Here is an 18745-nt window from a genome sequence, read left to right on the forward strand (position 1 = left end):
CCCGCACAACACAGAATGCATTCGCCATGTCTTTAGCCAAACGCATCATCCCCTGTCTGGACGTGACCGCTGGTCGCGTGGTCAAGGGCGTCAATTTTGTCGGCCTGCGCGACGCCGGCGACCCGGTGGAAATCGCCCGGCGCTACGACGAGCAAGGCGCTGACGAGCTGACTTTTCTGGACATCACTGCCTCCAGCGACGACCGCGACATCATCCTGCACATCATCGAAGCGGTGGCCGAACAGGTGTTCATCCCGCTGACGGTGGGCGGCGGCGTGCGCAAGGTGGAAGACGTGCGCCGGCTGCTCAACGCCGGCGCCGACAAGGTCAGCATCAACACCAGCGCGGTGACTAACCCCGAGCTGGTGCGCGAATGCGCCGACAAGTTCGGCTCGCAGGCGATTGTCGTGGCGGTAGACGCCAAGGCGGTCAGCCCGGACAACGACCGCTGGGAGGTGTTCACCCACGGCGGACGCAACCCCACCGGGCTGGACGCGGTGGCCTGGGCGCAAAAAATGCAACAACTGGGCGCCGGCGAAATCCTGCTGACCAGCATGGACCGCGACGGCACCAAGATCGGCTTTAACCTGCCGCTGACCCGCGCGGTCAGCGATGCGGTGTCGATTCCGGTGATTGCCTCGGGCGGCGTGGGCAATTTGCAACACCTGGCCGACGGCGTGCTGCAAGGCCACGCCGATGCGGTGCTGGCCGCCAGTATTTTTCACTTTGGCGAATACACCGTCGAACAGGCCAAGCGCCTGATGCGCGAACAAGGCATTGAGGTGCGGCTATGAGCAACTTGTCCTGGCTGGACGCGGTCAAATGGGACGATAAAGGCCTGGTCACGGCGATTGCGCAGGACAAACACAGCCAGCGCATCATGATGGTGGCCAACGTCAACCGCGAATCGCTGCAACTGACCGCCGACACCGGCATTGCCCACTACTGGAGCCGCTCGCGCAACCGGCTGTGGAAAAAAGGCGAAGAATCCGGCCACCTGCAAAAAGTGCACGAGATTCGCCTGGATTGCGATGGCGATGTGGTGTTGCTGGTGATTGACCAGGATGGCGGCATTGCCTGCCACACCGGGCGCGAAAGTTGCTTTTATCGCAAGCTCGACGACGGCGACTGGCAGACGGTGGACCCGGTGTTGAAAGACCCAGCCAGCATCTACGCCCAGCCGCACGGGCACTGATCGCGCCAGACACAAAAAAAACGGGTGGCGCGTCACGCCACGGTCATGCGCGCCCGCCATGATGGCGCGCCACGGTTTTGTTTACTGACGAGAAATAGAGACTGCCATGATTCACGCCGAAGTGCTGTTCCATATTGCCGACACCCTGGAAGCGCGCAAGAGCGCCGACCCGAAGTCGTCCTACGTTTCCGAGCTGCTGCACAAGGGCGAAGACGCCGTGCTGAAAAAAGTGGCGGAAGAAGCCGCCGAAGTGCTGATGGCCTCGAAAGACGGCAGCAAGCTGCATCTGGTGCGTGAAGTGGCCGATTTGTGGTTCCACTCGATGGTGCTGCTGACCTATCACGGCCTGCGTCCGGACGATGTGCTGGTGGAGCTCAAGCGCCGCGAAGGCATCTCTGGCCACGACGAAAAAGCGGCGCGCGCCGCCCAGCAAGGCTGAGCCGGAGCCACAGCATGAGCGACTGCATTTTTTGCAAGATCATTGCCGGGCAAATCCCGTGCAACAAGGTGTACGAAGACGATGACATGCTGGCTTTTCATGACATCCGTCCGATTGCGCCGGTGCATTTCTTGATCATCCCCAAGCGCCACATCGAATCGCTGCTGACCACCACGGCGGACGATGTGGACATTTTGGGCAAGATCATGACAAAAGTGCCCGAACTGGCCCGTGAGCAAGGGCTGGCGGCAGGCTTCAAGACCGGCATCAACACCGGCAAACTGGGCGGGCAGGAGGTGTATCACCTGCATGTCCACGTCTTTGGTCACAAGGCTTAAATCCGCCTCCCCCCGCGCGGGCAGCCTGCAACAGGAGTATCAACATGGGTTCTTTCAGCATTTGGCACTGGCTTATCGTGCTGGTGGTGGTCGTGCTGATTTTTGGCACCAAAAAACTGCGCAATATCGGCCAGGATCTGGGCGGCGCGGTCAAGGGTTTCAAGGACGGCATGAAAAGCGAAGAAAACCCGAGCCAACCGCCCGCTGACAGCGGCCGGGTGATCGACGTCAACACCGACCACAGCAAGAAGTAAGCCGCCGTGTTCGACATCAGCTTTGGCGAACTGGCGGTCATCGGCGTGGTGGCGCTGGTGGTGATCGGCCCGGAAAAACTGCCCAAGGTGGCGCGCACCGTCGGCGCCTTGGTCGGCCGCGCCCAGCGCTATGTGCACGACGTCAAGGCGGATATCCAGCGCGAGGTGAATCTGGGCGAGCTCAAGCAATTGCACAGCGAGGTGCACGACGCCGCGCAAAGCCTGCGCCATAGCGTGCAAACCCAGGTGGACGAAGCCCGCCAGGCGGTGGGTGAGGTGCAGAGCCAGCTGAACGAAGTCAGCCAGACCGCCACGCACACGCTGGCCGAGGCGCAAGCACAGCTGGATGCAGTCAATCAGACCGTCGCCGAGCCGCTGGCGCCGACCAGCAGCAGCGCATCCAGCGCGGCCGCCCCGTCGGACACTGCGCCCAGCGCAGCCCACGCCGCCTTGCCGGCGGCCGAGGCAAGCCCGCCCAGCGCCGTGGCTGCCGCCGAAACCGCCGCGCCCCTTTCTTCTTCCAGCAAGCCGACATGACCGATTCTCAACCCTTGCTTGCCCACCTGATCGAGCTGCGCACCCGCCTGGTGCGCGCGTTGATTGGCCTGGGGCTGATGTTTCTGGGCCTGTTTCACTGGTCTGGCGACATTTACCACTTGCTGGCCAAGCCGCTGATGCAAGTGCTGCCGGCTGGCGCGCACATGATCGCCACCGACGTCACCACGCCGTTTTTTGTGCCGATGAAAGTCACCATGATGGTGGCTTTTGTGCTGGCCCTGCCCAATACGCTGTACCAGATCTGGGCGTTTGTCGCGCCGGGACTATATGCCCATGAAAAACGGCTGATTGTGCCGCTGATTATTTCCAGTGTGCTGCTGTTCATCACCGGCATGGCTTTTGCGTATTTTCTGGTGTTTCCGGTGGTGTTTGGCTTTATGAGCGCGGTAACCCCGGAAGGCGTGTCAATGATGACCGACATCGACAATTATTTGTCGTTTGTGCTGGGCATGTTCATCGCCTTTGGCATTACCTTTGAAGTGCCGGTGGTGGTGGTGCTGTTGGTGCGCTTTGGCATTGTCGATATCGCCAAGCTGAAAGAAGCGCGGCCGTATGTGATTGTCGGCGCCTTTATTGTCGCCGCCGTGGTCACCCCGCCGGATGTGCTGTCGCAAGTGATGCTGGCGGTGCCGCTGTGGCTGCTGTTCGAGCTGGGTGTGGTGGTAGCCGGCTGGATTGGCAAATCCGAGACTACCCGCGCCAACGCCAAGGACGCCGCATGAAGCAGACTTTTCATTGGCTGAGCGTCGCCAGCCTGGTGGCGCTGATTCTGCTCACCCTGGCCTGGGAGCTGTGGCTGGCGCCGTTGCGTCCGGGCGGCAGCCTGCTGGCGCTCAAGGCCGTGGTGCTGTTGCTGCCGCTGTTTGGCATCCTGCGCGAGCGGGTGTACACCTACCAGTGGTCGAGCATGTTCATCCTGATGTTTTTTGCCGAGGGCGTCACCCGCGCCTGGGGCGACAAAGGCCTGTCGCAATGGCTGGCCGGGCTGGAAACCCTGCTTACCGTGCTGTTCTTTACCGGCGTGCTGGGCTATGTGCGCGCCGTGCGGCAAGAGCGCCAGGCGGCATAAGCGGCGCTGAGCGCACTCATGCCAGCGCAGTGTGCGGCGATGCCCCTGCCGCCGTCACGCCGCTCACAACATTCCGCGCCAGATGAGTGCAGATAGTGCCGCGAGTACGGCAAGATTACACAACAACGCTGGATGGGCTTGGCGGGCGGTAAGCCGCCACGGCTCACCGCATCGGCCGCATCAAGCGGCTCGCTGCGGACACACCTGAATCCCCCGCGCTTCCAGCCGCGCGCGCAGCCGTCGGGCCACATCCAGCGCATGCGCGCTGTCACCATGCAAACAGACGCTGTCGGCGCGCAGCTGCACGGTGCGGCCATCCTGGCTGGTGACTTGGCCTTGCTCGACCAGCCGCAGGGTCTGCGCCACCGCCTGGACCGGATTGACGATCACCGCGCCCGGCAGCTCGCGCGGCGCCAGGCTGCCGTCGGCCAGATACGCGCGGTCAGCAAACACTTCTTCCACGGCATTCAAACCCTGCAAACGCGCCTGACGCACCAGCGCGCCACCCGCCAGCCCCACCAGCTTCAGGCCGGGGTGGTAATCATGCACGGCGCGGGCAATCGCCTCGGCCAGGGCCTCATCGCCCGCGGCCTGGTTATACAGCGCGCCATGCGGCTTGACGTGCTGCAACTGGCCGCCTTCTTCGCGGACGATTTCATCCAGCGCGCCAATCTGGTCGAGCATGTCCTGGTAGACCTGCGCTGGCGCGCGCTGCATGGCGCGGCGGCCAAAATGCGCGCGGTCAGGAAAACTCGGATGCGCCCCCAACGCCACGCCATGCGCCAAGGCGGCGCGCGCCGTGTCGCGCATGGTGCGCGCGTCGCCCGCATGCCAGCCACAGGCAATATTGGCGGAACTGACATAGCGCAAAATCGCGGCGTCGTCGCCGCAGCCTTCACCGAGATCGGCATTGAGGTCGATGTGCATCACAGGCTCCGCAGGTAAAACAAAATGGTAGAAACGCCCGGCGCAATGCGGCGCAATAAGAGCCGCTAACAAAACTCAGCGAAGCGCTCCTGGCTAGGCGCGCGGCCGCAGACAGTACAAGGAGTACGGCAAGGTCGCGCAACGACGCCAGGAGGGTTTTGTTAGCGGCTCTAAGCCAGATTGCAGGGTTTCACTCTACCTATTTCATCGACGCAGGAATACCCTGCTAAAGCACAAGTTTATTACATTTACTTTCACCGCAACGATATTGCCGCAAGATGGCCAATATGTGCAGAACACGCCAAATTTTCACTCCCGATGATACGGATGGTTATTCAGGATCGACACCGCGCGGTAAAGCTGTTCGGCCAGCAGCACGCGCACCATGCCATGCGGCAGGGTCAGTGCGGAGAGGCGCAGCAGCACGTCAGCGCGTTGTTTGATGGCGGGGGAGAGGCCGTCGGCGCCGCCGATCACCAGGCAGATGTCGTCGCCGCTTTCCAGCCAGGTTTTCATTTCGCTGGCCAGACGCACGCTGGTCCAGTCCTGGCCGCGTTCGTCCAGCACGATCAGCTTGCTGCGCGGCGGGATGGCGGCCTCGATGCGGGCGCATTCGGCGGCCATGCCTTTTTCGGCGGTGACGCCGCCGCCGCGTTTTTCGGGTTTGATTTCCTGCAAATGCAGGGCGGCCTCACGCGGCAGACGACGGGCGTATTCATTGAACGCGTCGTCCACCCAGCGCGGCATTTTGCTGCCGACGGCCAGCAGGGTCATCTTCATGGGAACACCGGCAGAAAGAGGGGGGCGCCGCACGCGCCAGGCGAAGTGAGCACTGGGCTGAGCGGCGCGGGGCAATGCTTACAGCAGCTCATAAAACTCAGCGCAGCGGCCCTGGCCAGGTGTACGGGCAGTACAAGCGCCAGGAGAGTTTGGTGAGCTGCGCTTACAGCGCGCTCCACGGGCGGGCGGCGTTCGGGCTGAACGACGGCTTTTCGCCGCCCCACAGCGCTTCGATGTCGTAGTAGTCGCGCACGGCCGGCAGCATCACGTGCACCACCACGTCGCCGGCATCCACCAGCACCCATTCGCCCGAGGCTTCGCCTTCGGTGCCGACGATGTCCACGCCGTTTTCCTTGAGCTTGACGTGCACGCTGTTGGCCAGCGCCTTGACCTGGCGGTTGGAGTCGCCGGTGCACACCACCATGCGCTGGAACAGGTCGGTCAGCTTGTGGGTGTCGAGGTTGATGATGTCCTTGCCCTTGATGTCTTCCAGGGCTTCTACCGCCAGGGCGGCAATCGCTTGTGCGTCCATGATGTCCTTAATGAGTGTGAGGCTGGGCCGCCGGGCTGCTCAGCGCGGCTCACAAAACTCTCCTGGCGTGCTTGCCTGACGGCACTGTCGCCTGGCCAGGATCGCTGCGCTGAGTTTTGTTCGCCGCTTTGAGTGATGGCTCCCACGGCCCTTGTGCTGTGGCGAGCCGCTCAGCGGCCGTACAAATGCTGTTGATTAATATAGTCCACCACGGCGGGGGCCAATAGCCCGGCGCAGGGCCGGCCGGCGGCCAGCGCTTGGCGGATGGCCGTGGCGGAAACCGCCTGGGCTGGCAAAGTCAGGGCGCGGATTGTACCGTACTGCGTTCGTTTTGAAAAATCAGCCACTTGCCGCGCCTGCCAGCGCGCGGCCAGTTCGGGCGGCAAGGGTGGGGTGGGCAGGTCGGGGCGCAGCCACACCGCCAGATTGGCCAGGGTAAAAATCTGTTGCCAGTTGCGCCAGCCGGGCAGCGCCGCCAGCGAGTCGCCGCCGATCAGCAGCCACAATTCGGCGGCCTCGCCGTATTCGGCCCGCAGTTCGGTGAGGGTTTCTACGGTGTAGGCCGGGCGTGGGCGGCGCACTTCGCGCGCGTCCACCCACAGGCCGGCCTCATCGCCGAGAGTGAGCCGGGCCATGGCCAGCCGCTGTTCGGCGCTGGCCTGCGGCGCTTGCGCGCGGTGATAGGGCTGGCCAGCCGGCACGATGTGCACTTTGTCCAGCGCCAGCTCGTCGCGCAAGGCGCGCGCCATGTCCCGATGCGCCAGGTGCATCGGGTCGAAGGTGCCGCCGAATACGCCGATGCGTGGGCTCATGCCTGCGCGTAGCCGTCCACCAGCACGTCCAGCTGGCCGGTGGCCGGATGAATCACCAGGCCATGCACCGGAATATCCTTGGGCATCAGCGGATGGCTGCGGATGGTGGCCACGGTGTGGCGCACGCTGTCGTGGACATTGTCAAAACCCTTCAGCCAGCTGTCCAGGTCAATGCCGGCGCCGCGCAGGGTGGCAATGGTTTCAGCCGAAACGCCACGCTCGCGGGCATTGGCCAGGATGCGTGCCGGGTCGATGGCGCGCATGCCGCAGTCGTGGTGGGCCACCACGCAGATTTCTTCGGCGCGCAGCTCGTACACCGCCACCACCAGGCTGCGCATCACCGAACCCCACTGGTGGGTGACCAGGGCGCCGGCGTTTTTGATCAGCTTAGCGTCGCCGTTTTTCAGGCCCATGGCCTGCGGCAACAGCTCGACCAGCCGGGCGTCCATGCACGCCAGCACGGCCAGGTTTTTGTCGGGGAATTTATCGGTTTCGAATTTTTCGTATTCACGGTTACTGACAAACTCGCGGTTATGCGCGAGCAGATCGCCCAACAGGCTCATTGAATGGTCTCCGATGAAAGGCGCCGTCGGCACAGCCGGTGGGCTGGGACGGGCGCGGGGCAGGACGGAAGGCGCGGATCATGGGGGGCGCGCAACGCCGGGCGATGCTATCACGGCCAGCGCAAAACCGGATAAGAGTCGCTCACAAAACCCCACGCAGTGGTCCTGGCGAGGCGCACGACCGCAGACAGTGCGGTAACGCCAGGAGGGTGTGGTGAGCGGCGTCCGCCTGATGCGCGCAGAGAATCAATCCCCCTCAGGGCGTGGCGCGCGGCTGGCGCATCCAGCCGGCCAGCCGGCGCGCCAGCTCGGCATCCTGGCCAATAAAGCCATGCCAGTGCAGCGGGCCGCAAATATTGCCGGAGGGCGAGCCGCCGCCGTCGATCCACCACAGCGCCTTGACTGGCGCCTGGCTGAGCGCCGGCAATAGTGCAGGCACTCGCTCGGGCTGGCAGACGGTGCAGGCATCGTGCTGGTGGTGCATCAGCAAGGTGGGCACGCGGATGCGCGCCAGCGCCTGGCCGGGCAGCGCGCCGGGTTTGTCGCCCACCACGCTGGAGGTCAGCACCAGTCCATCAATGGCCGCGCCTTCCTGAATGGCGGCAGCGGCCGCCGACACTGTGCCACGGCTGGTGCCCATCAGCCACAGCGGGCCGGGTGCGCGCTGACGCACGGCGGCCAGCACCTGATGAATATCGGCCAGATGCCAATCGGTGACGCGGTCCGGGTAGTCCAGCGCACCGTGGTCAGAAGCGCGACCAAAAATGGCGACATTCAGCCCGGCCTGGGCCAGCGGCGCGGCAATGCGCACTAAAAAATTCTCGCTGTCTGGCAAGCCGTTCACCACCCGGCCAAATCCGCCGCCGCCACCGGGGAACAGCACCACGTTGGCAAACGCGGGCGAGGCGGCCGGCAACCAGAACACCGACACCTCGGCGCCTGGCCGACTGGGCAGCCGCCAGATTTCGCCGTCAGCGTGACTACCCACCGCCCAACAAAGCGCGCACAGCGCCAAAACCCGCCAAAAAGCCCGAAACAGCATGTGTTTTTCCTGTTTAATTCCGAGTAAAACAGTCGGATTACTCGGTCAGCGTGCGCAAGGCGTGGCGCAGGCGCTGGCCTTCGCGCACCTGGCGGGCCAGCGCGGCGCGGGCGTCTGCGGCCGAGCAGGGCACAAAATGCAGGTGTGCGCCGGGGCGGGCTTGCGCCAGCTTCCATAGGTCAGCCTGAATCACCGTCGCCAAACACGGATAGCCGCCGGTGGTCTGTGCGTCGGCCAGCAGGATGATGGGCTGGCCATCCGGCGGCGCCTGCACCACGCCGGGAAACACCGCATGCGAGAGCAAATCCATATTGTGGCGGCGCACCAGCGGCGTGCCGCGCAGGCGCATGCCCATGCGGTTGCTGCTGGGCGTCACCGTCCATTGCCGCTGCCAGAACGCCGCCTGGGCGCTGGGGCTGAAGCTGGCGTAATCCGGGCCGGGCAGGGCGCGCACATAGGGCGTCCAGTCCGGGCTGCGGCAGCCGGGGCCGTCGCGCAGCGCGCGCGGCGCGCCCAGCGGCAGCCGGTCGCCGGCTTCCAGCGCGCGGCCATGCACGCCGCCAAAGCCGCCTTGCAAATCGGTGGCGCGCGCGCCCAGCGTCAGCGGCGCGTCGATGCCGCCATCCACCGCCAGATAGGTGCGCATGCCGTACTGGCAACCGCTCAGCGTCAGCGTGTGCCCGGCCTGGGCGAATACCCGCTGGCCGGTGTGAATCGGCCGGCCGTTAAGCTCGGGATGAAAATGCGCGCCGGACAAGGCCAGCCAGGCGTCGCGGCCAAAGCGCACGCTGACCGGGCCCAGGGTGATTTCCAGGCCGGCGGCGTCCGGATCGTTGCCCAGCAGGCTGTTGGCGCGGTATAGCGCCGGCATGTCCAGCGCGCCGGCCTGGGCAATACCCAGATGGCGCAGGCCGCGCCGACCGCGATCTTGCACGCTGGTCTGCACGCCGGGGCGGAGGATTTCAAGCATGGCGCAGCTCCTCGCAGACAAAACGCACCCGATCACCCGGCTGCAACAAGGTGGGCTGGGTGGCGACGGGGTCGAACAGTTTGAGCCGGGTGTGGCCAATCAGCTGCCAGCCGCCGGGGCTGCAGGCCGGGTACACGCCGGTCTGGCTGCCGCCAATGCCCACCGAGCCGGCTGGCACGCGGGTGCGCGGTTGCGCGCGCCGGGGGGTGGCCAGCGCCTCGGGCAGGCCGCCCAAATAGGCAAAGCCGGGCTGAAAACCCATGAAGAACACCTGGTATTCCGCCGCGCAATGCTGTTTGACCACCTCGGCCGGCGTCAGGCCGGTGTGGCGCGCCACCTCGGCCAGATCAGGGCCGGCCTCGCCGCCGTAGCACACTGGGATGTCCACCTGCCGCGCTGGCGCGTCGTCGTCGGCCGCACTCAAAGCCACCCAGTGCTGGCGCAGGCAGTCAAAGGCGTGGTCCGGGTCAAAATCCAGCGGGTGATAGCTGACGGTGAGGTTGTTCATGCCGGGGATGATATCCAGCACGCCCGGCGCGCCGGCCAGGCTGGCGGCCAGCCGCCAGATGCGCCGCTGTTGCGCCAGGGTGGCCGGCGCCGGCAGGGCCAGCGCCACGGCGGATTCGCCCAGAGAATAATAATGCGGAGCGGCTTGGCTCATGCCGGACTCCTGTCAGGAGGCAATTAAAATTGATATTGGCATATTGCCGCAAAAATGCTGCGCCCGGCAAGTTTACGGGCCAGTTGAGATTGCTATACTTGCGCATTCTCGTTGCCACACCCCTGCCGCCATGAACCCCTCGCTGAATATTGTCTCCTCGTCACACCTGGTGTCCGAGCGCAGCGCTGAACTGTCGGAGTTTGAATTTGGTCTGATGGTGGTCAGCAATGCCTTTAACCGCTGGATGGTGCGCTGCATGGCCGCCGCCGGCGAAAAAGACATGACGGCGATGGACGTGGCCCTGCTGCACCATGTCAATCACCTGGGTCGCAAAAAAAAACTGGCAGACATCTGTTTTGTGCTCAATATCGAAGATACGCACGTGGTGTCCTATGCCTTGAAAAAACTGGTGCGGGCGGGCCATGTGGCCAGCGAGAAGATCGGCAAGGAAGTGTTGTTCTCCACCACCCCCGCCGGGACGGCGCTGTGCGAGCGCTACCGGGAAGTGCGCGAACGCTGCCTGATCGGCGCGCTGGTGGAAAGCGGCGCCTCCAATGCCGAAATCGGCAACACCGCGCAATTGCTGCGCGTGCTCTCCGGCCTGTATGACCAGGCTGCGCGGGCAGGCGCCTCGTTGTGAGGTGGACGCCGGGCCTTTGCCCCTACCGAGGGCAAGGGTTTTCACCTGGGGGTAAGCAAACCGCTTGCCTTTTGCCAATCATTATATAAAAGTATATAGTGTGAATACTCCGCATGAACTTACCGCTGAACTTCCCGGCTCCGCCATGGAGGTTTTACGTGACAACTCTGAACGGGCGGCCAGCCTGCTGAAAAGCCTGGCCAACCCCGATCGGTTGTTGTTGTTATGTCAACTGGTCGAAGGCGAACGCAGCGTCACCGAGCTGGAAGCGCTCACCGGCATCCGCCAGCCCACTTTGTCGCAGCAGCTGGGCGTGCTGCGCAACGAAGAGCTGGTGGCCACCCGGCGTGACGGCAAATGGGTGTACTACCGGATTGCCAGCGAAGACGCGCTGGCGATTCTGGGCACGCTGCACCAGATTTACTGCGCCTGACCTTAACCGACGAGCGGCCTGTTCAGGCGGGGGGAACCGTACTGAACAGGACGCTTGTCATGACAATAGACTGGATTCACTTCACCCCCTGGGCGGCGCTGGCCGGCGGCGCGCTCATTGGCCTGGCCGCCGCCCTGCTGTGGTGGCTTACCGGGCGCATTGCCGGCATCAGTGGCTTGGTGGGCGGCTTGCTCACCGCCCCTTCTGATTGGGCGTTTCGCCTGGCGTTCACCCTGGGCCTGATTGCTGCCCCCCTGCTGTGGCGGCTGTTTGCGCCCCTGCCTGAGATTCAACTTTCTGCTTCGTTTGCCTGGATGCTGGCTGCCGGTTTGGTGGTGGGCGTGGGCGTCAAACTCGGCTCCGGCTGCACCAGCGGCCACGGGGTGTGCGGCTTGGCGCGGCTGTCGCCACGCTCGCTGGCCGCCACACTGAGCTTTATGGCCACCGGCTTCATCACCGTGTGGCTGCTGCGCCATGGACTGGGAGGCTAAACCATGAATCGACCGATGATGATTGTCGCCGCGGGCTTGGTGGGCGTGCTGTTTGGCCTGGGCCTGATCGTGGCCGGCATGGCCAACCCGGCCAAGGTGCTGGCCTTTCTGGACGTGGCCGGCGCCTGGGACCCAAGCCTGGCGCTGGTGATGGGTGGCGCGATTGGCGTGGCGCTGCCGGCGTTTGCGCTGTCGCGCCGGCGCGAGCGCGGCTGGCTGGGCGCGCGCTTTGACTGGCCGCGCGCCACACAGATCGACCGCCGCCTGCTGCTGGGCGGCGCGCTGTTTGGCGTGGGCTGGGGCATGGCGGGGGTGTGCCCTGGCCCGGCGCTGGTGCTGCTGGGCGCGGGCGTGCCGCAGGCGCTGGGCTTTGTCGCGGCCATGCTGGCCGGGATGTGGCTGGTGGGCAAGCTGTGGCCTGCCAAGTAAGCGCGGCTTACACAACCCGCCAGGCCTGGTGACGCGAGCTTGCCGCGCGACTTGTACTATCTGCCAAACGCGCGGCACGGGGTTTTGTAAGCGGCGCAAAGGCAGCGTATGCAAAGGATGCTTAGCGAGTCATCTGCGCCGGCTGCACAAAAAGTCTCATGCGATCAGGGTTGACCAGCAATCACCTTGCCGCGGTATGATCATTGCCATGAAACCACGCGCCCTGCTCAGTCTGCTGCTCTCCGCCTCTCTGCTGTGCTCGCCGCTGGCCGCTCAGGCCGACGCGCTGGCGCTGCCCGATCTTGGCGACGCCTCGCAAACCACCCTGTCGCCGCAGGCCGAGCAAAAACTCGGCCGCCAGATCATGGCGATGATCCGCGAATCCGGCGAGATGCTGGACGATCCTGAGGTCGAGCTGTATCTCAATCAACTGGGCCGGCGGCTTTCCAGCGCCTCGCCCGAGTTGGGGCAGAATTTTCAGTTCTTTCCCATGCTGGATCCGCAGATCAACGCCTTTGCCCTGCCGGGCGGCTATATCGGCGTGCACACCGGGCTGATCTACACCGCGCAAAGCGAATCCGAACTGGCCTCGGTGATCGGCCACGAAATGGCCCATGTCGTTCAGCACCATATTGCTCGCTCGATGGTGCAGCAGGGCAATAACCAGCTGCTGGCGATTGCCGGCCTGCTGGTGGCGATTCTGGCCGCCAGTGTCAGCAAAAACAGCCAGGTCAGCGCCGCCGCCGTGAATGCCGGCACCGGCATGGCCATCCAGAACCAACTGACTTTCAGCCGTGAGTTTGAACGCGAAGCCGACAATATCGGCATGCAGATTTTGTCGCGCGCCGGTTTTGACGCCCGCGCCATGCCGATGTTTTTCGAGCGCATGCAGCGGGTGAACCGGGTGAACGACAACCAGGCGCTGGCGTTTTTGCGCACCCACCCGGTAACTGGCGAGCGCATCAGCGCCGGCCAGGACCGCGCCGCCCAGCTGCCAGTCAAGCTGGTGGCCGACAGCCCGGCGTTTTTGCTGGTGCGAGAAAAAGCCCGAGTGTTGCAGTTGGGGCCGATGGAGGCGGTGAAGTTTTATCAGCATGCCCTGGCGCAGCGTCAGTTCAATAACGAAGCGGCGATCTGGTATGGTCTGGCGGTGGCCAAGCTCAAGCTGGGAGACGCCAACGGCGCGCAGAGCGCCTTGAACGAGGCCAGTCAGCGCATGGGCCCGCAGCCGATGTTGCTGAGCTTTGCCGGCGCCATCCGTCTGCATCAGCGCGATTACCCTGGTGCACGGGCGCTGTTCCGCGATGCCGTCCGCCGTTACCCGGATGCGCGCTATCTGGCCTATGGCGAGGTGGACGCCGCCCAGGCACAGGGCGACGCCGCCGGGGTGGCTGCGCTGCTCAAACCCTTGTCGGTGCGCTACGCCAGCGACCCGGAGCTCTGGCAGCGGGTGGCGCGCCAGTATGCGGATCATGACCGCCTGCGCTATCACCAGGCGCTGGGCAATGCCTATTACCTGCAAAACAAGCCTTCTGCCGCGCTGGAGCAATACCAGCTGGCCAGCCAGGCGCCGGGCGAGGATTTTTATGTGCGCTCGTCCATCGAGGCGCGCATCCGCGAGCTGCAAACCCAGCTGGACGAAGCGCGCAAGGAAAACGGCGGCAAACCCTTGCCGCGCGAGCGCTGGCGCGACAGCATGCAACACGACCATGCCCCGCTGAGCAGCCACGCGCACTGATTTCTGCGTTTTCTACACACTCACCATGCCCGCCCGACGGCACGATACGGCCTACCGGTTTTTCCGCCACGGGCGGCGGCCGAGCACGCGTCTGGGTGCGCCTTGCTGCTGGCATGGTCAGTGCTCCCATCACATGCCTTGAGGCTGAATCTGGCCAAAAACCACGCTATAACGAAACTTGCGCGCGCAAGTGTGCAAAAAACAACATGACGCGCCGCAGCAATTTGCCTTTGCGCAAGCAGTTTTGATTATTTGTTTGCTCAAACGAATGCATTGTGTTCAAAATCCGACATCCAGCAACATGAACGCGCCAAAAAATCGGGTGACCCCTGGCAGAGCGCGGGCCAGACCGGGCTGGACAGGAGGCAGAGCACAGAGTTTTCTGATCGTTTCTGTTCGTTTGCAAACATTCGACGGGCAACCAGCCCGCAATCGGCAGATTTCCGGCGCGCATCGCCGCCGCTGCCCAACCCTATCGCTCAAGAGGTGGAGAGACATGGTGAACCCAACACTGCCCAACGACATCGACCCGCAAGAAACCAAAGAATGGATCGAAGCGCTGGAATCGGTCCTGGCCGCTGACGGCCCGGAACGCGCGCACTATCTGCTGGAAAAAATGATCGACAAGGCCCGCCGTCGCGGCGCCTATCTGCCGTTCACCGCCACCACCGCCTATCTGAACACCATCCCGGTGGGCAAGGAACAGCGCTCGCACGGCAACCATGAGCTGGAACACCGCATCCGCTCCATCATTCGCTGGAACGCCGCCGCTTTGGTGCTGCGCGCCGGCAAAAAAGACCTGGAGCTGGGCGGCCACATCGCCAGCTTCCAATCCGCCGCCACCCTGTATGACGTGGGCTTCAACCACTTCTGGCGCGCGCCCAATGACGAACAAGAAGGCGATCTGATCTATATCCAGGGCCACTCTGCGCCGGGCATGTACGCCCGCGCCTTCCTGGAAGGCCGCCTGAGCGAACAAGATCTGGACAGCTTCCGCCAGGAAGTGGACGGCAATGGCCTGTCCTCCTACCCGCACCCGTGGCTGATGCCGGATTTCTGGCAGTTCCCCACCGTGTCGATGGGCCTGGGCCCGCTGATGGCCATTTATCAAGCCCGCTTCCTGAAATACCTGGAAAGCCGTGGTCTGGCGCGCACGCCGGGCCGCAAGGTGTGGGTGTTCTGCGGCGATGGCGAAATGGACGAACCGGAATCGCTGGGCGCCATCGGCATGGCCGCCCGCGAAGGTCTGGACAACCTGATTTTTGTGGTCAACTGCAACCTGCAACGCCTGGATGGCCCGGTGCGCGGCAACGGCAAGATCATCCAGGAGCTGGAAGGCGAATTCCGTGGTTCGGGCTGGAATGTGCTGAAAGTCATCTGGGGCGGCCGCTGGGACCCGCTGCTGGCCATGGACACCCAAGGCCTGCTCAAGCAACGCATGGAAGAATGCGTGGACGGCGACTACCAGACCTTCAAATCCAAGGACGGCGCTTACGTGCGTGAGCACTTCTTTGGCAAATACCCCGAGCTGCGCGAAATGGTCGCCAATATGTCCGACGACGACATCTGGGCGCTCAACCGTGGCGGCCACGACCCGCACAAGGTGTACGCGGCTTACTACGAAGCCACCCACAACGCCAACGGCCGTCCGACCGTGATCCTGGCCAAGACCATCAAGGGCTATGGCATGGGCCGCGCTGGCGAGGCGATGAATATTGCCCACCAGGCCAAGAAAATGGACCTGGACTCCATCCGCCTGTTCCGCGACCGCCTGGGCATCCCCATCCCGGACGACCAGCTGGAAAAAGCCCCGTATTACAAGCCGGCCGAAGACAGCCCGGAAATGCAATACATGCGCGCCCGCCGCAGCGCACTGGGTGGCTACCTGCCGGCGCGCAAGCCGGTGAAAGCGCCGATGACGGTGCCGGGTCTGCATGCGTTTGACGCTATGCTCAAAGACAGCGAAGGCCGCGAATTCTCCACCACCATGGCCTTTGTGCGCATGCTGGGCACCCTGCTGAAAGACAAAAACATCAGCAAGCAAATCGTGCCTATCGTGCCGGATGAATCGCGCACCTTTGGCATGGAAGGCATGTTCCGCCAGTACGGCATCTGGTCTACCCAAGGCCAGAACTACGTGCCGCAGGATGCCGACCAACTGATGTTCTACAAGGAATCCAAAGACGGCCAGATGCTGCAAGAAGGCATCAACGAGCCGGGCGCCATGTCGAGCTGGATTGCTGCCGCCACCAGCTACGCCAACCACGGCATCCCGATGATTCCGTTCTACATCTATTACTCGATGTTTGGCTTCCAGCGCATTGGCGACCTGGCCTGGGCAGCGGGCGACCTGCGCGCGCGCGGCTTCCTGCTGGGCGGCACTGCCGGCCGCACCACGCTGAACGGCGAAGGCCTGCAACACGAAGACGGCCACAGCCACATCCAGGCCGGCCTGATCCCCAACTGCATCAGCTACGACCCGACCTACGCCCACGAGCTGGCGGTGATTCTGCAAGACGGCATGCGCCGCATGTATGTCGATCAGGAAGATGTGTTCTACTACATCACCCTGATGAACGAAAACTACCCGCACCCGGCGCTGCCGGCCGGCAGCGAAGAAGGCATCCTCAAGGGCGCCTACCTGCTCAAGGATGGCGGCGACGCCGAGGTGAAGGTGCAACTGATGGGCTCGGGCACCATCCTGCGCGAAGTCGAAGCCGCCGCCGACCTGCTGCGCAACGACTTTGGCATTGCCGCCGATGTCTGGAGCGTGACCAGCTTTAACCTGCTGAACCGCGACGGCCGCGAAACCGCGCGCTGGAACCTGCTGCACCCGACCGAAACCCCGCGCGAAGCCTACCTGACCCGCGCGCTGGCCGGCCGCAGCGGCCCGTTCATCGCCGCCACCGACTACATCCGCGCCTACGCTGACCAAGTGCGCGAATTCGTGCCGGGCCGCTACACCGTGCTGGGCACCGACGGCTTTGGCCGCTCGGACAGCCGTCAGAACCTGCGCAAATTCTTTGAAGTCGATCGCCACTATGTGGTGGTGGCCGCCTTGAAGGCGCTGGCTGACGAAGGCAAACTGCCCGCCGCGCGCGTGGCCGAAGCCATGACCCGCTACGGCATCGACGCCGACAAGCCGGCATCCTGGCTGGTGTAACCCGGACGACGCGCGACAAGGACAAGAACATGAGCAATCTGATTGAAGTCAAAATCCCCGACATTGGCGGCCACAGCGGCGTGGACGTCATCGAAGTGTTCGTCAAGCCGGGCGACAGCATCAAGGTGGACGACGCCCTGGTGACGCTGGAAACCGACAAAGCCACCATGGACGTGCCGTCCAGCGCGGCCGGCGTGGTCAAGGAAGTCAAAATCGCCGTCGGCAGCAAAGTCAGCGAAGGCGATGTGGTGCTGCTGCTGGAAGCCAGCGCCGCCGACGCCCCGGCCGCGCCCGCTGCGGCGCCGGCCCCTGCGGCCGCCCCGGCTGCGCCGGCAGCGGCAGCTGCCCCGGCCGCCAGCGCCAATGTGGACATCGTGGTGCCGGATATCGGCGGCCACAGCAATGTGGACGTGATTGAAGTCGCGGTGAAAGTGGGCGACGAGATCAAGGTGGACGACACCCTGATCACCCTGGAAACCGACAAGGCCACCATGGACGTGCCGGCCACCGCCGCTGGCGTGGTCACCGCCGTGGCCATCAAGGTGGGCGACAAGGTCAGCGAAGGCGCGCTGATTGTCACCGTCGCCGCCGCAGGCGCAGCGCCTGCGCCCGCCGCTGCGCCGGCTCCGGCCCCGGCGGCTGCGCCCGTTGTTGCCGCGCCCGCGCCGGTGGCCGCTGCTGCCGCCCCGGCCCCGGTGGCCGCTCCGGCTGCCCTGCCGGCCATCAACGAAGCCAGCTTCGCCACCGCCCACGCCGGCCCGTCGGTGCGCCGTCTGGCGCGCGAGCTGGGCGTAGACCTGGGCCGGGTGAGCGGCTCGGGCCGCAAAGGCCGCATTGTCGAGCAGGACGTGAAGTCCTTCGTCAAGGGCGTGATGCAAAACCCGGCGCTGCTGGCGCCGACCGCCGCGCCGGCCGCCGGCTCGGGCGTGGGCCTGGACCTGCTGCCGTGGCCGAAGGTGGACTTCGCCAAGTTTGGCCCGATCGAAACCAAGCCGCTGTCGCGCATCCAGAAGATCTCCGGCGCCAATCTGGCGCGCAACTGGGTGATGATTCCGCACGTCACGTTCAACGACGATTGCGACATCACCGAGCTGGAAGACTTCCGCAAGACCATCGGCAAGGAATGGGAAAAATCCGGCCTGAAGATCAGCCCGCTGGCCTTCATCATCAAGGCCGCCGCCGAAGCGCTGAAAGCCTTCCCGACCTTCAACAGCTCGCTGGACGGCGACAACCTGGTGCTGAAACAGTACTACCACATCGGCTTTGCCGCCGACACGCCCAATGGGCTGGTGGTGCCGGTGATCAAGGACGCCGACAAGAAGGGCCTCAAGCAAATCGCCAAGGAACTGACCGACCTGTCCGCGCTGGCGCGCGACGGCAAGCTCAAGCCCACCGACATGCAGGGCGCCACCTTCACCATTTCCAGCCTGGGCGGCATTGGCGGCACTGGCTTCACCCCGATCGTCAATGCGCCGGAAGTGGCCATCCTGGGCGTGTGCAAGAGCCAGATCAAGCCGGTGTGGAATGGCAAGGAATTCACCCCGCGCCTGATGTGCCCGCTGTCGCTGTCGTTTGACCACCGCGTGATCGACGGCGCCGCCGCCGCCCGCTTTACCGTGTATCTGGGCAAGCTGCTGAGCGATGTGCGTCGCCTGATCCTGTAACGTCACCTGGCCTTTTGCCGGCCGGACGCGTTCCGGCCGGCCACGCG

The 18745-nt window shown here is 64.3% G+C and carries 23 protein-coding genes; 15 read left to right on the forward strand and 8 right to left on the reverse strand.

Annotation, left to right across the window (positions count from 1 at the left end; genetic code table 11):
- Nucleotides 1-26: 26 nt before the first annotated feature.
- The 8 genes from hisF to DFR34_RS03910 all read left to right on the forward strand — a co-directional run bounded on the left by hisF (nt 27) and on the right by DFR34_RS03910 (nt 3853).
- A complete protein-coding gene (hisF, locus tag DFR34_RS03875) occupies nt 27-794 on the forward strand; it encodes an imidazole glycerol phosphate synthase subunit HisF (protein ID WP_110389841.1) in 768 nt (255 codons plus the stop codon).
- Nucleotides 791-1195, forward strand: a complete 405-nt coding sequence (gene hisI / locus DFR34_RS03880) for a phosphoribosyl-AMP cyclohydrolase (RefSeq protein ID WP_110389842.1) — start codon at nt 791-793, stop codon at nt 1193-1195. Before hisF ends, hisI begins: the two co-directional genes overlap by 4 nt.
- 106 nt (nt 1196-1301) lie before the next feature.
- On the forward strand, nt 1302-1634 hold the full coding sequence (locus tag DFR34_RS03885) for a phosphoribosyl-ATP diphosphatase (RefSeq protein ID WP_283253919.1): 333 nt from the start codon (nt 1302-1304) through the stop codon (nt 1632-1634).
- A gap of 14 nt (nt 1635-1648) precedes the next feature.
- On the forward strand, nt 1649-1972 hold the full coding sequence (locus DFR34_RS03890) for a histidine triad nucleotide-binding protein (RefSeq protein ID WP_110389843.1): 324 nt from the start codon (nt 1649-1651) through the stop codon (nt 1970-1972).
- A gap of 44 nt (nt 1973-2016) precedes the next feature.
- Complete coding sequence (gene tatA, locus DFR34_RS03895; protein WP_110389844.1) at nt 2017-2226, forward strand: Sec-independent protein translocase subunit TatA; 210 nt, start codon at nt 2017-2019, stop codon at nt 2224-2226.
- Between the two features lie 6 nt (nt 2227-2232).
- Nucleotides 2233-2763 carry a Sec-independent protein translocase protein TatB gene (gene tatB / locus DFR34_RS03900; protein WP_110389845.1) on the forward strand — a complete coding sequence of 177 codons (531 nt, stop codon included), beginning with the start codon at nt 2233-2235 and terminating at the stop codon, nt 2761-2763.
- A complete protein-coding gene (tatC, locus tag DFR34_RS03905) occupies nt 2760-3506 on the forward strand; it encodes a twin-arginine translocase subunit TatC (RefSeq protein ID WP_110389846.1) in 747 nt (248 codons plus the stop codon). Before tatB ends, tatC begins: the two co-directional genes overlap by 4 nt.
- The gene (locus DFR34_RS03910; RefSeq protein WP_110389847.1) at nt 3503-3853 is read left to right on the forward strand and encodes a DUF2069 domain-containing protein; all 351 of its coding nucleotides are present in this window, start codon (nt 3503-3505) and stop codon (nt 3851-3853) included. The genes tatC and DFR34_RS03910 overlap by 4 nt, the downstream gene beginning before the upstream one ends.
- Nucleotides 3854-4033: 180 nt before the next feature.
- On the opposite strand, the gene pxpA is transcribed toward DFR34_RS03910, so the two are convergent.
- The 8 genes from pxpA to pxpB all read right to left on the reverse strand — a co-directional run bounded on the left by pxpA (nt 4034) and on the right by pxpB (nt 10140).
- Nucleotides 4034-4780, reverse strand: coding sequence for a 5-oxoprolinase subunit PxpA (gene pxpA / locus DFR34_RS03915; RefSeq protein WP_110389848.1), 747 nt, complete (start codon nt 4778-4780; stop codon nt 4034-4036).
- Nucleotides 4781-5089: 309 nt separating this feature from the next.
- The gene (gene rlmH / locus DFR34_RS03920) at nt 5090-5560 is read right to left on the reverse strand and encodes a 23S rRNA (pseudouridine(1915)-N(3))-methyltransferase RlmH (RefSeq protein WP_110389849.1); all 471 of its coding nucleotides are present in this window, start codon (nt 5558-5560) and stop codon (nt 5090-5092) included.
- 163 nt (nt 5561-5723) lie between these two features.
- Complete coding sequence (rsfS, locus tag DFR34_RS03925; protein ID WP_110389850.1) at nt 5724-6092, reverse strand: ribosome silencing factor; 369 nt, start codon at nt 6090-6092, stop codon at nt 5724-5726.
- A 170-nt stretch (nt 6093-6262) separates the two neighbouring features.
- Nucleotides 6263-6904 carry a nicotinate-nucleotide adenylyltransferase gene (gene nadD / locus DFR34_RS03930; protein WP_110389851.1) on the reverse strand — a complete coding sequence of 214 codons (642 nt, stop codon included), beginning with the start codon at nt 6902-6904 and terminating at the stop codon, nt 6263-6265.
- Entirely contained in the window at nt 6901-7467 is a 567-nt protein-coding gene (locus DFR34_RS03935; RefSeq protein ID WP_110389852.1) for a beta-class carbonic anhydrase, read from the reverse strand. The genes nadD and DFR34_RS03935 overlap by 4 nt, the downstream gene beginning before the upstream one ends.
- A 256-nt stretch (nt 7468-7723) precedes the next feature.
- On the reverse strand, nt 7724-8509 hold the full coding sequence (locus DFR34_RS03940) for an alpha/beta hydrolase (RefSeq protein WP_110389853.1): 786 nt from the start codon (nt 8507-8509) through the stop codon (nt 7724-7726).
- Between the two features lie 37 nt (nt 8510-8546).
- The gene (locus DFR34_RS03945) at nt 8547-9479 is read right to left on the reverse strand and encodes a 5-oxoprolinase subunit C family protein (protein ID WP_110389854.1); all 933 of its coding nucleotides are present in this window, start codon (nt 9477-9479) and stop codon (nt 8547-8549) included.
- The gene (gene pxpB / locus DFR34_RS03950; RefSeq protein ID WP_110389855.1) at nt 9472-10140 is read right to left on the reverse strand and encodes a 5-oxoprolinase subunit PxpB; all 669 of its coding nucleotides are present in this window, start codon (nt 10138-10140) and stop codon (nt 9472-9474) included. The genes DFR34_RS03945 and pxpB overlap by 8 nt, the downstream gene beginning before the upstream one ends.
- A 130-nt stretch (nt 10141-10270) precedes the next feature.
- Between pxpB and DFR34_RS03955 the strand changes: the two genes are divergently transcribed.
- The 7 genes from DFR34_RS03955 (at nt 10271) to aceF (ending at nt 18698) form a co-directional block, all read left to right on the forward strand.
- Nucleotides 10271-10780 (forward strand): winged helix DNA-binding protein, encoded by a 510-nt coding sequence (locus tag DFR34_RS03955; RefSeq protein WP_110389856.1) that lies wholly within the window; start codon nt 10271-10273, stop codon nt 10778-10780.
- 145 nt (nt 10781-10925) lie between these two features.
- Nucleotides 10926-11213, forward strand: coding sequence for an ArsR/SmtB family transcription factor (locus DFR34_RS03960; protein WP_110389857.1), 288 nt, complete (start codon nt 10926-10928; stop codon nt 11211-11213).
- A gap of 59 nt (nt 11214-11272) precedes the next feature.
- Nucleotides 11273-11704: a YeeE/YedE family protein gene (locus tag DFR34_RS03965; protein ID WP_110389858.1), complete on the forward strand. Its 432-nt coding sequence runs from the start codon at nt 11273-11275 to the stop codon at nt 11702-11704.
- 3 nt (nt 11705-11707) lie between these two features.
- A complete protein-coding gene (locus tag DFR34_RS03970; protein ID WP_308418005.1) occupies nt 11708-12133 on the forward strand; it encodes a YeeE/YedE family protein in 426 nt (141 codons plus the stop codon).
- Between the two features lie 208 nt (nt 12134-12341).
- The gene (locus tag DFR34_RS03975; protein ID WP_110389928.1) at nt 12342-13871 is read left to right on the forward strand and encodes a M48 family metalloprotease; all 1530 of its coding nucleotides are present in this window, start codon (nt 12342-12344) and stop codon (nt 13869-13871) included.
- A gap of 496 nt (nt 13872-14367) precedes the next feature.
- Nucleotides 14368-17034, forward strand: coding sequence for a pyruvate dehydrogenase (acetyl-transferring), homodimeric type (gene aceE, locus DFR34_RS03980; protein WP_211309283.1), 2667 nt, complete (start codon nt 14368-14370; stop codon nt 17032-17034).
- Between the two features lie 29 nt (nt 17035-17063).
- A complete protein-coding gene (gene aceF, locus DFR34_RS03985; RefSeq protein WP_110389860.1) occupies nt 17064-18698 on the forward strand; it encodes a dihydrolipoyllysine-residue acetyltransferase in 1635 nt (544 codons plus the stop codon).
- Nucleotides 18699-18745 lie beyond the last annotated feature (47 nt).

This window comes from Rivihabitans pingtungensis (genome assembly GCF_003201855.1).
Lineage (GTDB): Bacteria > Pseudomonadota > Gammaproteobacteria > Burkholderiales > Aquaspirillaceae > Rivihabitans > Rivihabitans pingtungensis.